The following is a 14,798-nucleotide window of genomic DNA, read 5'->3' as shown; positions in this document are numbered from 1 at the left end:
CGCGATGGCTGCGGCGGGTCCGCTCGACTGCGTTCCTGAGCGAAATGTATTCAATTTGATTGAGATTCTCTGAAACCTCGCCGAGGCGACCAGGCTGCGCGCCCTGAGGCCGAGGCGTTCTCTTCTTCGGCGGAGAGCGCGCCAGGCCTTGGCCGGCCGTGTTGCCCGGACCATCTCCCGAGCGGAAACAGTTCGTCCTCGGACGCGGCCGGGACCTGGTGGGGCCTCCATGCATGACAACACCGAGAAGAGACGCTTCGAATTGCGGGTCGGCGACGAGACCGTCTTCGCCGATTACCGGCGCCAGGAGGGGCTCCTCTTCATCACCTATGTCTACGCGCCGCCGGTTCTGCGCGGCACCGGCGCTGCCGGGCGGTTGATGGAGGCCGTGGCGCGCCGGGCACGCGACGATGGCCAGCGGATCGTGGCGTTGTGCAGCTATGCCGGGGCTTGGCTGCGGCGCCACCCCGACCATCGCGATCTCCTCGCCTGAGCGCAGGCGCCGAATTCCGCGCTCGGCGCCCTGATCGGATCGGGCTTCACCGCGTTGGTGACAGCATCGGGAGGACGATGGCGAGCGCCCGAGGTTCCTGCTAGGTCTGCGCCGCCGTGTGGACGAGGAGATGACGATTTCCGACGATGCTTGGGCAACCGGCTTGGGACTACTCGCGGTCCTCGGCCTGGTGCTGGCCAACGGCTTCTTCGTGGCCGCCGAGTTCGCCCTGGTGGCGGTGCGCAGGAGCCGTGTCGCCGAACTCGTCGCGGAGCGGCGGACCAACGCCAAGGCCCTGCTCTGGGCAACCGACCATCTCGACGCGCACCTCGCCGCGACCCAGCTCGGCATCACGATCTCGTCCCTGGCGCTGGGCTGGGTCGGGGAGCCCGCGCTCGCGCACCTGATCGAGCCTGCGCTCGCCTGGCTGCCGCTCTCCCTCGCCACGGCCGCCGCCCACACCGTCGCGGTGGTGATCTCGTTCGTGATCATCACTGCCTTGCACATCGTTCTGGGCGAGCTTGCCCCGAAGAGCCTCGCCCTCCAGCGCAGCGAGCGCACGGCCCTGGCGGTGATCCGGCCGCTCAGCCTGTTCCTCCTCGTGTTCCGCCCCGCGATCCTGTTCCTCAACGGGCTCGGGAACGGGATCCTGCGCCTGTGCGGCCTGCAACCCGGCCACGGCGAGGGCGGCCAGCACTCGACCGCCGAATTGAACCTCTTGGTCGAGGCGAGCCGCGAGGCCGGCCTGATCCGCGAGGCGCAGCAGGAGGCGGTGGAGCGCATCTTCACCCTCGGCGAGCGCCGCATCCGCGAGATCATGACGCCGCGCCACGAGATCGAGTGGATCGACACCGAGGACGGCCAGGAACGGATTCTGAAGGCGGTGCGCGCCTGCGCGCATGCGCAGGTGGTGGTCAGCAAGGGCATCGTCGACGAGGTCGTCGGCGTCGTGCGCAAGAAGGATCTGCTCGACCAGCTCCTCGATGGCGGGGGCGTCGACGTGGATGCGGCGACGCGGCCGCCCATCGTCGTGCACGAGGCGATGTCGGTGCTGGCGGTCCTGGAGACCTTCCAGCGCAATCCGGTGCAGATGGCCATTGTGGTGGATGAGTACGGCAGCCTCGAGGGCATCGTCACCCAGACCGACCTGCTGGAGGCGATCGCGGGCGACATCCCGGAACCGGGCGAGGAGCCCGCCGTCGTCGAGCGCTCCGACGGCTCGCTGCTGATCGACGGCATGATCCCGGCCGAGGAGGCGTTCGAGCGGCTCGCCTTCGGGGATCGCCCCGATACGGACGAGTTCACCACGCTCGCCGGCTTCATCATCTTCCGGCTCGGGCACATCCCGGCCGCGGGCGATTTCGTCGAGGTGCAGGGCTGGCGCCTGGAGGTGGTCGACATGGATGGGCGGAGGGTCGACAAGGTCCTGGCCGTGCGCACGGAAGCGGTCTCTTGAGGGTCTGGCCGGCCCCGGCGCAGCCGCCGGGCTGCCCCTGCGACCGGCCCTGCGCGCCTCGGGGGCGCCGGGTTCATCCGCCGCTGGGGTGGCCTCGGTGGCGGCCTCGGTGGCGGCGGGGCGCCCGGCAGGCCGGGTGCCGCGGCCCCGACGCGCGGCCGTGACCGCCGGACCCGCGCCCTCGACCCTGCGCCTGATCGCCGTCCTGGCGGTCGCCGGGTTCGCCAGCACCTTCGCGGGGCGCTCCGTCGAGCCCCTCGTCGGCGTGCTGGCGCGCGACCTCCGCAGCGATGCCCACACGGCGGCGCTGCTCTCGGCCGCCTTCGCGCTGCCCTACGCGCTGATTCAGCCGGTGCTCGGTCCCGTCGGCGACGCGCTCGGCAAGGAGCGGGTCATCACGGCCTGCCTCGGCCTCCTCGCCCTGGCTCTCACGGGCTGTGCCTTCGCGACCGGGATCGACCTCCTGTTCGGCCTGCGGATCGTCGCGGGGGCGGCAGCCGGCGGCGTCGTGCCCCTCGCCCTCGCGCTGATGGGCGATCGCATCCCGATGCAGCGGCGTCAGGTGGCGATCGGCCGCTTCCTCGTCGCGGTGATCCTCGGGCAGCTCTCGGGCTCGACCTTCGCGGGCTTGATCGAGGGGCAGGTCGGCTGGCAGGGCGTCTTCGCCATCACGGCGGCCGTCGGGGCGATCGGCTGCGCGGCCGCGCTCTTCGGCTTCGAGCGCGGCGTCGGCGCCCCGCCGCGCCGGCCGGAATTCCGGCAGGCGCTGACGCGCTATCGCGCGATCATCGGAAACCCGCGGGCGCGCGTCCTGTTCGCGGCGGTCTTCATCGAGGCGATCGCGGTGTTCGGGATCTTCCCCCACCTGGCGCCGCTGATCGAGGCGCGCGGCGAGGGCGGCCCGCGGGAGGCGGGGTTGGCGCTCGCGGGATTCGCCGCGGGGGGCCTGCTCTATTCCGCCCTGGTCGGGCTGCTGCTGCGCTTTCTCGGGATGTCGCGGATGCTGATCTGCGGCGGCATCGTCTGCGCCGGGGCACTGCTGGCGATCGGGCTCGCGGGACGCTGGCAGCTCGATTGCGCCGCGCTCGTCGCCATGGGCCTCGGCTTCTACATGCTGCACAACACGTTCCAGGTTCAGGTGACGGAGGTGGCGCCGGGCGCGCGCGCCTCGGCGGTCGCGCTACACGCCTTCTCCTTCTTCTGCGGTCAGGCGCTCGGCGTCGCGATCGTGGGTGCGGCCCTCCAGGGCGTCGGCCAGTTCGCGGCTCTGGCCGGATGCGGCGCCGCGATCCTCCTGCTCGGCCTCGCAACGGCCAGGCTGCTGGTGAATCCGGCTCCGCCGGCGAGCGGCCAGCCGGAGCGATAAGCGGGCACGGCGCAGGGCGGATCCGGGGGGAACCGCATGATCAGGGCGTGGCGGGAAGGACGGCGCTCGTCGCACCGAAGGCGCCGGATCATGTCCGAATACGGTACCTGACGATCACCAGGAAAGCCTGGTGGAGCTGAGGGGAAACCTACCCACGTTCGCTTAACCTCCTGAGGCTAAACAAGCCTTTGGCCGCCCGAAGGATTTTGGGACGTGTCCTGGGACGAACGTGGGACTTATCCGCCGTCAACATGGGGCTTACCTTGCCGCGCAAACCGGACCCTCAGAAGGAGTACCTCGAACTCCATGGCACGCAGTGGCGCGTCAGCGTCGCCGTGCCCGCGGAGGCGCGGCGGGTTGTCGGCACGGGGCGGTTGCGGCACCCTCTCGGCACCGACAGCCTCAGGACCGCCAACTTGCTGAAGAAGCCGCATGTCGAGCGCTTCAAGAGGCGGATCGCGGAAGCGGTCGCCAGCATGCGGGGCCCGAGCAAGACCGAGCTGCGTGTCGCCATCGACCTCGGGAAGATCGCCGCCAAGCTGCGGCGGGAGGGCTCAGCGGAGGAATGGCAAGCCTTCTCCGAGGTCGTCTACGAGCAGCAGGCCGAGATCCGTTACAAGGACGCCAAGTGGATCACCCTGGAGGATCCGGAGGACGGGCCTTTCGAGGCTGAGGAGGCGCGGCCCGAGCAGGCCAGGAAGGCCGACACCTTCTCGGACGTTGCCTACGGGCGCGCGACGCCCATCGACATCCTGCATGCCGATTACCTGGCACAACTCGACGTAACCCCTCGGACGAAGGCCGACGACGAACGGGCCCTCAAGTTCCTGCTGCAATGGTGTGCCGAACAGAAGGTTCCGGCCACGCTTGAACGGATCGACAAGAAGCAGGCCTATGCCTTTGCGGACTCGCTGAAGGCGACGAGCGGTCACAAGCCCGTGACGCTCAACAAGTACCTCGGCAGGCTCTCATCCTACTGGCAGTTCCTGATCAACAGGACGGATGCGGTCGTGCAGAACGTGTTCGAAGGCGTCACCGTCAGGAAGCCCAAGAAAAGGGCCGCCGAAAAGGAGCGGCCATTCACGAACAGGGAAGTGGCCGACCTGCTCTTGGGACCGGCCACGCCGCACATGCATGACCTGATGATGATCGGGGCGCTCACCGGCGCGCGCCTCAATGCCATCGTCGAGCTGAAGGTCAGCGACGTCCGCCACAAATGCCTGTTCTTCAACCCGCAGAAGAAGGAGAGCGCCGGACGCTTCGTGCCGATCCATCCTGACCTGGCGCCGGTCATCGAGCGGAGGATCGCCGGGAAGGCACATGGGGACGACCTTTTCCCTGAATGGCCCCCGGTCAAGAAGGCCGGCTCCATGCGCGAGCGTAGTTTCAAGACGTCGAACCATTTCACGGAATATCGGCGTACCGTCGGGGTGGCCGACGTCGTGGGGAGCAGCCGGCGTTCGCGGGTGAATTTCCACAGCTTCCGGCGGTGGTTCATCTCACGGATGCAGCAAGCAGGGGTGGCCCCAGACTTGATTTCCGGAATCGTGGGGCATGCGAATGGATCCATCACCCTCGACGTCTACAGCGAAGGTCCTGAGATGCGGGCCGCGCGGCGAGCGATGCCCAAGCTGCGCCTCCCGCCGCTGGACGGAAGTCCGGTGACGGAGCCGATGCAGATTAGGGCGCAGGAATAGCCATCCAGGCTCCCTCCCCTCCGCCGAGCCTGCATTCCCGGGTCCTCTGCCGCCTCCATCGGGCGGGGCGGGCGAGCGGTTGGGTTTCCGCGAGCATTCCTAGACACCTCAACACGCGCCGCGAGCGGGCTGCTCGGTGGTGCGGACGTCGGCTGTCATGGCCGGGGAAACGTGCGCTTCCGTGAGGCGCTCTCGTCGCGCGGCAAACCGAAAGGAGGTTCCATGCCGATATCTTACGAGGGCTACATCGGCTCTGCCGAGTGGCGGACGAGCGCGGCCCGCCTCTCCGAAATCGAGTCCGCGGGCCGCCGTTGCCGCCTCTGCAACGCTGGGGCCGAGGACGCGCGGCTCGAAGTCCATCATAGGACCTACGAGCGGTTCGGCTGCGAAGCCGCGGCGGACCTCACGCTGCTCTGTCAGCCCTGCCATCGCGTGGTGACCGCCGAGTTGCGCCGGCGCCGCTATGCCCTCCGGCCAATCGGTCCGCCCCCCGACATACGCGACCTCGTCCCTGGCCGCCGCCTAGGCCACATTTCGCCACGGAGACCCGCCCATGACTTACGAGAGCCTGACCGTCGAGCTGACCGGCACGGCCCCGCTCTTGATGAGGTCGGCGCGGCTCGTCGATCCGTTAGACCCCATCTCACGCGAGATAGCGGCCATCACGCGCAAGCGCGCCCGGACGGACGCCGATATCGCCCGCATCGACGAGCTTGAGTGGACCGGTGGCCTCTGGGCGCGCTCAGGGGTGCCCTGCGTCCCCGGGGAGGCCATCGAGGCGATGGTGGCTGAGGCTGCGAAGCTCCGAAGGGCCTCCAAGGCGGTCCGCGCCGGATTCCTCGTCCCGGAAGCCCCGCTCCTAGTCTACGATGGACCCCAGGACCTAGGGGACCTTCGATGCGACCCGCGGTTCCGTCTGCGCGTCCCGGTCTCCATCGGGCCGCGCAAGATCATGCGAACGCGGCCACGCTTCCCGGCCGGCTGGCGGCTGTCCTTCGAGGCCCACTTCCTTCCCGACGTCCTCAACCCTGGAGACGTTCGGGAATTCCTCAACCTGGCCGGCCATCGGATCGGCCTCGGCGATTGGCGTCCGCGTTTCGGGCGCTTTGACGCTCAGATCACGGCAAGGCACTCGCTCGCCTAGGTGAGGCCAGGCTTGGCTGGGCATGGGGGCAGGCCGTTAGGCCCGGCCCGTTGCGCCCCGGGGGTTGCCCCCGCGGGCGCGATCTGGGGACTGTCACAGAGAATTGCCGCATTGGTCCTTCGAGACGCGCCACCGCGCAGCATTGCTCCACAAACTACTGATAAAAATCGGAAAGATACGGTCTGGCTGGTGATGGCCTGCGTCAATCCTTGACGTGAGTATGACTGAAAATTCAAGGATAGATCATCCAATCATTTACTGAATAAAGCCCCGTAATGCGGTTGTGATCTTGACTATGTTCTTTGGATGATGGTTGATTTGTCGTACAATTTGGCTTATCGCATCCAGTTGTAGCTAATCGGTGGCTGCGTGCTGCCGATTGCCGCGAGGGGCGCCCTCGCGGCGACGCTGTTGATGCTTCTCCAGTGCGGACCGGACGACCCTGGCCGACCAGGCACCGGGGTCCTCAGACATGTCTCCCGAGATCCGGCAGGGCCATCGAGAGCGGCTGTCCTGATGCCTATCCCTCCATGCCTCGAACCAGGAGTTCCGATGTCACTAGGCCTCAACGTCCAGGGTACCCCCGAGCGGCCGACCCGTGGTCGGCGGCGGCCGCTCGGGTCGCTCGCGACGCTTCGTATGGCCCAGTGCGAGGCGATCAGGACCTACCGGCAGCGCTTGCTCGACGAAGGTCGCGGCGTTCCCGAGAACCCTCAGCGGCTTGGCGAGATCTGTTGGTGGCAGGTCCGTCGGGAGACGGGGCTGCCGCAGTCGCAGGTGCATTCCGGCCAGTTCGCGCGACGCGAGATCCAGGCGCTCGCTCGGGAGATCGGGCTCACGCAGGTAGTCGGGATCGACGGCATCAGCACCTTTCGCTTCAAGGAGCTGGCAATCAACGGACGGTCCCAGACGCTATCGAAGGCGCCCGAGGACCAGTCCAGCAACCGGAAGAAGCTCTCCAACCTTCGCTGGGCGTTGAACCGGGTCATCAAATCGACCGGTCCTGACGCCTGCGCGAGGGCCGCCATCGAGACCCTGTTGGCTGATTTGGGCGATGGCAGCGGCAGCCTCCGGGCCGAGCTGAATTGGTGCCTGCGGCTCCTCACCACCTACGAGGCCGGCCAGGACCTGCCCGAGAGCTTCGCGTCGGCGCTTCGCACCGCCCTCATCAAGGCCGGCCTCTCCAAGAAGAAGGCGGCCAAACAGGTCGGAATGACCTTCCACACCCTGGTCGCCTGGGTCGGGGGGCGGGCCGCCCCAAGGCCCTTCTCGATGCATCTGGTCGCCCGTCTGGAAGCGGCCTGCCGCCTCGCGCCTGGGACCCTCGCTTCGCGTGTGAGGTTCAGCGGCCGCGGTAAGGGCGCGCTTCCGCGCGAGCTCACGTTGCCGCCCGAATTTGCGCCGGGGACGCCCCTACGCCGCCGCCTCCTGCGCGAGCTACCGGACGACATCATGGCCAGGGGGACCGCCCAGCGCGATGCCTTGATCCTCGGGACCTGCCAGCGCTTGCTCGATGAGAAGGGGCGCGAACACCACGTCTCCCACACAATCGGCTCGCCCTATCGCCTTAACGTCTGGCCCGAACGCCTGGAGCGCGAGTGGGGGGAGCTCGCGCGCTTCAAGGGCGAGGGCGCGCTCGGGCGGGGCACGGACCGGCGCGAAGGCAAGCTATGGCGGCCCGGTACGCTGCGCATCCTCAAGAGCGCACTCAGCAGCATCCTCGGCTTCATGACCAAGCCCGGAAGTCCCTACTCAGTCAAGGCCGAGGACCTGACCCTGACCCACCTGGTCTTCGCCGGTCGCTTCTACAATTCGTACCTGACCTTCCGGAGCGACAGGAACCGGACTGCCAAGAAGCTCAAGCAGGGTTACATCACGACGGCCGAGGTCAGCGCCCTGTGGATGATCCGCAGCCAGCTCAAGCCGGGTACCGGCTGGCTCGCCCAGCGCGCGGAACTCGCCTCGCGGCTGACGCCGGTGGAAGGTTTCGTCACACAGGAGGACATCGCGGCGGTCCAGGCCGACTGGGCCGGGGCCTGCGCCGGTGCCCACCGGGACTGCCGCAGCCTCATCAAGAGCTACCAGCGCCATGTCGCGCCGGGGCGGGACTCGCACGAGCCGGTGCTGCCCATCCTGAGTTCCCCGGAACCCCTCGCTGCCCTCCACACGCTCAATCGGGGCATGGAGCAGGAGGGGGAGGCGATCACCGGCGGGATACACGCCGCAATGCATCTTCGGGACCGGGTCCTCGTCGGCGTGCTCTCGCAGTTCCCATTGCGTCCCGAGACCCTCTCACTCCTCGACTACACGTCGGACGGCCGGGGGCACCTCCGCCGGGAAGGCGGCGGCTGGAAGCTGCGCATCTCCCGGTTCCTGTTCAAGAACCCGTGGAGCACCTACTTCCGCGTCGGCAGGACCACCTGGAAGGATTTCGAGGAGGACATCCAGGACCTGTGCGGGCTGCACGATGCAATCGCCAGATACGTCTCCCAGGGACGCGACATCATCAGGCGGGACCGCCATACCGGGCAGCTGATCGGCCACACCGATGCGCTGTTCGTGGTCAGGCCGCGGCTCGACGCCGAGCGCCGGCCGGTGCGACGCGAACGCGAGGTCGTCCGGCTCCCCAACGGCGAGTTGCCCCCCGCGGCAGACGCATGCCGGATGTGCCCGGACGCCATCGACAATCAGGTCCGGGCCGCCACAGGGCGTCACTTGGCGGGCAGGGCGAATGCGGGAACCGGTATCCCCGATGTGCGCGCGTTCCCGCCGCTGGACTTCCGCCACATCGTCGCGACCGGCGTCTTCAAGGCGACGGACAGCTGGTCCGCGGCGGCGGACGCGATCCAAGACGACGTGGCCATGGTACGGGCGACGTACGGCCGCTACGACTCAAGCGACCGGCGCGGCACGATCCAGAATGCATACAAGCGGGCTTATCGCTTAGGGTGACGCCATTGCTCTGGGACGCTGGCGGCGAGGACACTTACGTGCCCTTCGAGATCAACGCGAGCTCGGTGTTCCCCCTACCGGAGGAGGCGCCCGACGACCTGGTCGCATACCGGCAGGCCGAAGTTGAGCTTTGGGGGCCAGTGGCTACGGTTGCCCGAGCAAGTTCCCACGCGACCGACGCGGAAGGTCTTGCAAAGCAACCTTTTCCGTTCCGTCCGAGGCGGCAGGCGAAAGGGCCGTCGGCGGCACCGGCTTATACCGCTGATGAATGCCGGGCATGGTTGAGGGTGGCCGAGTAGACGGGACGGCCATCCTCGTCCCCCACAAGAGCGACGAAGTACCGTTGGTCTCCACCAGTCGGGATCTCCTCTCCGGCGATGGCGCGAATGCCACGGTCCCCGGTTCAAGCATCCTTATTTCGGACCCTGAGGATCATGTGCTCCGTGGAAACCATTGACCCTCGCTTGGCGTCGACCGGTGGAAGGTTCTTCCCTTCGGCGGACCGTCATTCCCCGGGAGAACGACACGCATGAAGGCGCTGACTTGGCAGAGCAGGGGCAAGATCTCCTGCGAGACCGTGCCCGACCCGAAGATCGAGCATGGGCGCGACGTCATCATCAAGGTGACCGCCTGTGCGATCTGCGGCTCGGATCTCCACCTCATGGGCGGGTTCATGCCCACCATGGAGTGCGGCGACGTGCTGGGCCACGAGACCATGGGCGAGGTCATCGAGGTCGGTCGCGACAACCGGAAGCTCAAGGTCGGCGACCGCATCGTGGTGCCCTTCACCATCTGCTGCGGTGAGTGCCGCCAGTGCGAGTGGGGCAACTGGAGTTGCTGCGAGCGCACGAACCCGAACGGCAAGCTCCAGGCCGAGACCTACGGCTATCCACTCGCGGGCCTGTTCGGCTTCTCGCACATTACCGGCGGGTTCGCCGGCGGTCAGGCCGAGTACCTGCGGGTGCCCTATGCCGATGTCGGCCCCATCGTCGTGCCCGAGGGCCTGACCGACGAGCAGGTGCTGTTCCTCAGCGACATCTTCCCGACCGCCTACCAGGCCGCCGAACATTGCGACATCGGTCCGGAGGATACGGTCGCCATCTGGGGCTGCGGCCCGGTCGGCGTGCTTGCCGTGAAGTGCTGCCTGATGCTGGGCGCCAAGCGGGTCATCTCCATCGACAGCGTGCCGGAGCGCCTCGCGCTCGCCCGGGAAACCGGCGCGGAGACCATCGACCTGTCGAAGGAGAACGTGCAGGACACGCTCATGGAGATGACCCATGGCCTTGGGCCGGACTCGGTCATCGAGGCGGTCGGCATGGAGTCCCACGGCGCGGACACCACGCTCCAGAAGGTCTCCTCGGCCATCATGGAGCACACCGTCAGCCTGGAACGACCGTTTGCCCTGAACCAGGCGATCCTGGCCTGTCGCCCGGGCGGCAACGTCTCGATGCCCGGCGTCTTCGCCGGCCCCGTGGGTCCGGTCGCCCTGGGCGTCCTGATGAACAAGGGTCTGACCCTGAAGACCGGCCAGACGCACATGGTCCGCTACATGAAGCCCCTGATGGAGCGCATCCAGAACGGGGACATCGACCCGTCCTTCATCATCAGCCATCGTTCCACGAACCTGGGGGACGGCCCGGCCCTGTACGACATGTTCCGGGACAAGAAGGACAACTGCACCAAGGTCGTGTTCAAACCGCACGGTTGACCGGACATGGACGGGACCGGGACGCGAGCATCCATCGCGCCCGGTCCCGCGCGGGCAAACAATCGTCTGGCGTGAGGTGGCCGAGCGCATCTCGGGGAACTCGCGCCCGGTCATCGGAAGGACCTGGAATGATCAATCTGAATGCCGCGACGGCCGAGAAACTGGATGGCGTACCGGCCCTGAAGGACCACGGGTTCGAGATCACGCGGTACCGCGTAGAGCGCGGCCGGTTCACGAGCCTGCGGCAGCTCGACGAGGTGCCGGGCCTGAGCGGCAAGACCGATGGCGTCGAGGGCGACGTCAGCGTCGGCGAGGGGTAACGCGGGTCGCGTCCGCCGCCATCACGGGGTCAAGGCCGGGAGAGCGTCAGGTCGGGCTGGGCGCTCTCCATGTCCCGTCCCGTCCGGCGGTCGAGCGCGCGGAGCACCGGCGTCACCGTGACCCCGTGCAGGAGAATGGAGATCAGCACCGTCAGCCCCGCCGTGGCCCAGAGCAGGTCCGCCCCCTCGAACGCGGCGTGCCTCATGGCGAAGGAGAGATAGTAGATCGTCCCGAGCCCCCGGATGCCGAAGAAGCTGACCACCGCGCGATCCTCCCGGGATCGACCGCTTCCGAGCAGGCCGACCCAGCACGCCAAGGGGCGCACGACCAGGAGGGCGATAAGGGCGAACGCGGCGGCTTGCCAGGTCAGGGCCTGGAGCAGCCCACCGCCGACCAGAATAGCCCCGAAGCCCACGAGCAGCACCATCATCAAGAGCCGTTCGAGCTCCTCGGCGTAGTTGTGCATCTTGCGATGATAGTCGTGCCCGTGGCTGGACGAGCGCAGCGCGAGCGCGGCCGCGAACACCCCCACGAAGCCGTACCCGTCGACGGCCTGGACGCTTCCATAGGCGATGCAGGTCACCCCGAGCGCGACGAAGCCGTCTCCGGTCCGGGACAACTTCGAGACGTTGGGCAGGTGGAAGGTCAACCAGCCCAGCGCCCGTCCGATCAGGGCCCCCAGGACGGCGCCGACGACGATCTTCCAGAGCACGTCGACAGCGAGCCAGTGCGACCACGCCAAGCCCGCGAAGCCACCGGTCCCAGCCCCGGCGATAGCAAGGTTCACGAAGGGAAAGGCGAGCCCGTCGTTGAGGCCCGCCTCCGAGGTCAGGGCGAACCGGGGCTCGTCCTCGTAGTCCTCGGCCGGGTGGCCGACCTGCACGTCGGACGCCAGCACCGGGTCCGTGGGAGCCAGGGACGAGCCCAGGAGCAGGGCCGCCGCCGTGCCCAGGCCGAGCAGGGCAGAACCCAGGACGGTCAGGGCCAGGATGGTGAGCGGCATGCCTATGCCGAGCAGGCGCCAAGTCAGCGCCCAGCGCTGCCAGCCGATCAGCCGGTCGATCTTCAGGCCCGCGCCCATGAGCGAGATGACGACGACCGCCTCGGTAGCATGCTCGATGAGACCGACGTGCGAACCGGGATGGGGCGTGAGGTCCGCGATTGCGGGGATCAGGGATAGGGCGGCCCCGATCCCAACGCAGCAGATGGGCAGCGACAAGGGTAAGGCCCGGAGCACCATCGGCAGCCATGCCGTCAGAAGCACCAGGACACCGAACCCGGCGACGACGAGGACATAGGTTTCCATTCAGGGGCGAACCATCGCGGATGAGGGCTCGTTCCCGGTAGCACCCTCCCTGCGACCCTGACGACGTGCGTTTCCGACATCCCGCCAGGCCCGCAATATACGACCCGTCCAGGAACGAGCTTTTGCCCGGCGCATTTCCGTTGCCTCACGAGGAGACGAACATGACCGAGAAGAAGGGCCACGGCAGCGAGACGGCCAAGAAGGCGAACGCCAAAGCCAGCCACGAAGGAAAGTCGAACCCGCGCACTTCGTCGTCGGCCCAGGCCGAACTCGGCAAGAAGGGTGGGAAGAGCAAGTAGGTCGCTTCCGCATCACACGGAAAGCCGTTCTCGGACCGAGGGACCAAACCCTGGGCAGAAGGCCGGCGATGCGGGTGAACGCGCGCTTGACAGCACCGTGCCGGCACGGGCGCGCAGATGAGGTCGGCGGTGTTGGCCCCTCGACCGTCAACCACCCTTCAGGGAACGGGGTTTGCCCTCGTCGTCCAGGGCCACGTAGGTGAACACGCCCTCAGTCACCTTCTCCGGGTTGCTGCCGGTGCGGGCCCGAACCCAGACCTCGATCTTCACGGCCAGGGACGTCTCCCCTTCCTCCTGCAGCCGGCAATAGCAACTCACCTCGTCGCCGACCGCAATCGGTCGCAGGAAGCGCATCGCATCGATGCTGACGGTCGCCACGCGTCCCTGGGCGCGCTGGGCCACGAAGGTTCCGCCGGCGAGATCCATCTGCGACACGGTCCAGCCGCCGAAGATGGCACCCCCTGCATTCGTGTCACGCGGCATGGCGATGGTGCGCAGGTGCGGGCCGTCGGAGACGCTCGGGATGGTGTCTGTCATGGGAGGTGCTCCGCCCTTGCGCGTTCAGGTCCGAGACCCAGCCAGCGGTGAGGTGTCGTACTGAGCCAGCAGGTCTGCGGGGTCCCTGTAAGTGGCGATGCAGCCAGCTTGCATGAGTTCCTCGGCCGTCCAACCGCCGCTGAGCAGGCCAATCGTGCGTATGCCGGCCTTGCTGGCGGCCTCGGCATCGTAGGGGGTATCGCCGACGACGATGGCTCCCTCCGCCGCGACACCATCGATGCGCTTCAGGGCAGCCTGGAAGATGTCCGGGTTCGGCTTGCTCTCCTCGGCATCGTCCGAGGACGTCTCGATGCCGATGAGATCCTCGATGTCGGCTATCTTCTTGTAGGTCTGCAGCTCGTCGCCCTTGGCGGAGGACGCGAGCGCGAGTTGCTTGCCGTCGGCCAGCAGGCGCTCGACGAGTGCACGGACCTGCGGCAAGCCCTGGATCGTCGGCAGGTAGCGTTCCTTCAGGATCTTCGAGCGGTGCTCCTCCAGCGCCTCCCCCTTCTGCGCGTTCTCGGCCTCCGACAGGAACACCGGAAGCAGGAGGTCCCCGCCCTTGCCGATCTGCCGTCGCAGGTCCTCGAAGGGGATGTCGTGACCGAAGTCGCGGAAGGCGTCCTGCCAGGCACGGGCGTGCTGGGGAACCGAGTCGATGAGGGTGCCATCGACGTCGAAGATCACTGCGGTGGGCATGGAACGCCTTTTTTCTTTCCTCTACGAAAGCGGTGGCTTGCGTTGCATGTTCCGGTGCGCCGGGAGCGTGGCGTCACCGGAGATCCAGACCAGGACGGTGGCGGGGCGTCGCAGTCGTCGAAAGTCGGTCCCCGCCTCGGCGACGTCGTTGGCGAGGCTGACGAAGCCAGCGCGCATCGGACAGGTGGAAGTCATATCGGTGAGGCGCCCGGTCCGGGCTGCCAGTCGTCCATCGCTCGCCCGGCCACGCACACCTGCCCCGCGTTTTCACGCTGCGATGCAACATTAGCTGCCGGGGCTGGTTGACCGGACGCTACCCTTGCATCGCCGCGTGAGGGACGGCATCGGGTCGAACGCTCGCCGGGCGAAACCACGATGCTGCCACCTCCCGAAAGTCATGCCGATGCGCATCGTTCCGACCCTCACCGCCGTCCTCCTCGTCCTGTCGCCGCTTCCGGTCCTGGCGTCATCCTGCGCCGAGCAGATCGGCACCATCGAGCGTCGCCTCGACAGCGCCGGGGCCATCCAGGTCGCCGGGCTGCAGGACGGTCACTCCGTCCGGACAGGATCGCCCAAGGGCATCGCCGCCGCCCGCGCCGACGCTCCCAGCGATCCTGAGACCCTCTCGACCGCCGACCACGTGGCCGTCGCCAGGACACTCATCGTGCGTGCGGCGGACGAGGACCGGCGCGGCGACAAGCGCGCCTGCGAGAACACGATGACCCAGGCCAAGGGCATGATCGGCGCCCTGCCGTAGGTCTCGGATCCCCGGTGCAGGCCGGGATGTGACGACCTCCGCCCGGCCGCAGGGATGCCAGGG

Annotated in this window: 13 protein-coding genes; 10 read left to right on the top strand and 3 right to left on the bottom strand. The window is 67.8% G+C overall.

Annotated elements, in window-relative coordinates; genetic code table 11:
* Positions 1-229 precede the first annotated feature (229 nt).
* The 8 genes from F6X53_RS05520 (at position 230) to F6X53_RS05480 (ending at position 11,136) form a co-directional block, all read left to right on the top strand.
* Positions 230-493 carry a GNAT family N-acetyltransferase gene (locus tag F6X53_RS05520; RefSeq protein WP_150997996.1) on the top strand — a complete coding sequence of 88 codons (264 nt, stop codon included), beginning with the start codon at positions 230-232 and terminating at the stop codon, positions 491-493.
* A 130-nt stretch (positions 494-623) separates the two neighbouring features.
* Entirely contained in the window at positions 624-1,949 is a 1,326-nt protein-coding gene (locus tag F6X53_RS05515; protein WP_150997993.1) for a hemolysin family protein, read from the top strand.
* A gap of 160 nt (positions 1,950-2,109) precedes the next feature.
* On the top strand, positions 2,110-3,315 hold the full coding sequence (locus F6X53_RS05510) for an MFS transporter (RefSeq protein ID WP_150997991.1): 1,206 nt from the start codon (positions 2,110-2,112) through the stop codon (positions 3,313-3,315).
* A gap of 251 nt (positions 3,316-3,566) precedes the next feature.
* Positions 3,567-5,012 carry a tyrosine-type recombinase/integrase gene (locus F6X53_RS05505; protein ID WP_150997990.1) on the top strand — a complete coding sequence of 482 codons (1,446 nt, stop codon included), beginning with the start codon at positions 3,567-3,569 and terminating at the stop codon, positions 5,010-5,012.
* A 553-nt stretch (positions 5,013-5,565) separates the two neighbouring features.
* The gene (locus F6X53_RS05500; protein WP_150997988.1) at positions 5,566-6,156 is read left to right on the top strand and encodes a hypothetical protein; all 591 of its coding nucleotides are present in this window, start codon (positions 5,566-5,568) and stop codon (positions 6,154-6,156) included.
* 639 nt (positions 6,157-6,795) lie between these two features.
* Positions 6,796-9,108 carry a helix-turn-helix domain-containing protein gene (locus F6X53_RS05495; RefSeq protein WP_150997986.1) on the top strand — a complete coding sequence of 771 codons (2,313 nt, stop codon included), beginning with the start codon at positions 6,796-6,798 and terminating at the stop codon, positions 9,106-9,108.
* 529 nt (positions 9,109-9,637) lie between these two features.
* Positions 9,638-10,816, top strand: coding sequence for a zinc-dependent alcohol dehydrogenase (locus F6X53_RS05485; protein ID WP_150997982.1), 1,179 nt, complete (start codon positions 9,638-9,640; stop codon positions 10,814-10,816).
* Positions 10,817-10,944: 128 nt separating this feature from the next.
* The gene (locus F6X53_RS05480) at positions 10,945-11,136 is read left to right on the top strand and encodes a ComEA family DNA-binding protein (protein ID WP_150997980.1); all 192 of its coding nucleotides are present in this window, start codon (positions 10,945-10,947) and stop codon (positions 11,134-11,136) included.
* A gap of 29 nt (positions 11,137-11,165) precedes the next feature.
* On the opposite strand, the gene F6X53_RS05475 is transcribed toward F6X53_RS05480, so the two are convergent.
* The gene (locus F6X53_RS05475; protein ID WP_150997978.1) at positions 11,166-12,443 is read right to left on the bottom strand and encodes a cation:proton antiporter; all 1,278 of its coding nucleotides are present in this window, start codon (positions 12,441-12,443) and stop codon (positions 11,166-11,168) included.
* Positions 12,444-12,604: 161 nt separating this feature from the next.
* Here F6X53_RS05475 and F6X53_RS32190 point away from each other — a divergent pair, with 161 nt between their 5' ends.
* Positions 12,605-12,742 (top strand): hypothetical protein, encoded by a 138-nt coding sequence (locus tag F6X53_RS32190; protein WP_191970712.1) that lies wholly within the window; start codon positions 12,605-12,607, stop codon positions 12,740-12,742.
* 147 nt (positions 12,743-12,889) lie between these two features.
* On the opposite strand, the gene F6X53_RS05470 is transcribed toward F6X53_RS32190, so the two are convergent.
* Both F6X53_RS05470 and F6X53_RS05465 read right to left on the bottom strand, forming a co-directional pair.
* The gene (locus F6X53_RS05470; RefSeq protein WP_150997976.1) at positions 12,890-13,279 is read right to left on the bottom strand and encodes an acyl-CoA thioesterase; all 390 of its coding nucleotides are present in this window, start codon (positions 13,277-13,279) and stop codon (positions 12,890-12,892) included.
* A 24-nt stretch (positions 13,280-13,303) separates the two neighbouring features.
* Positions 13,304-13,978, bottom strand: a complete 675-nt coding sequence (locus F6X53_RS05465) for an HAD family hydrolase (protein ID WP_150997974.1) — start codon at positions 13,976-13,978, stop codon at positions 13,304-13,306.
* A gap of 403 nt (positions 13,979-14,381) precedes the next feature.
* Between F6X53_RS05465 and F6X53_RS05460 the strand changes: the two genes are divergently transcribed.
* Complete coding sequence (locus F6X53_RS05460) at positions 14,382-14,735, top strand: hypothetical protein (protein WP_150997972.1); 354 nt, start codon at positions 14,382-14,384, stop codon at positions 14,733-14,735.
* The last annotated feature ends 63 nt before the right edge of the window (positions 14,736-14,798 follow it).

Origin of the sequence: Methylobacterium soli, from assembly GCF_008806385.1 — a bacterium.
GTDB classification, from domain to species: domain Bacteria; phylum Pseudomonadota; class Alphaproteobacteria; order Rhizobiales; family Beijerinckiaceae; genus Methylobacterium; species Methylobacterium soli.
The sequence above is the reverse complement of the archived record's forward strand: the minus strand, read 5'-3'. Positions and strand labels throughout refer to the sequence as shown.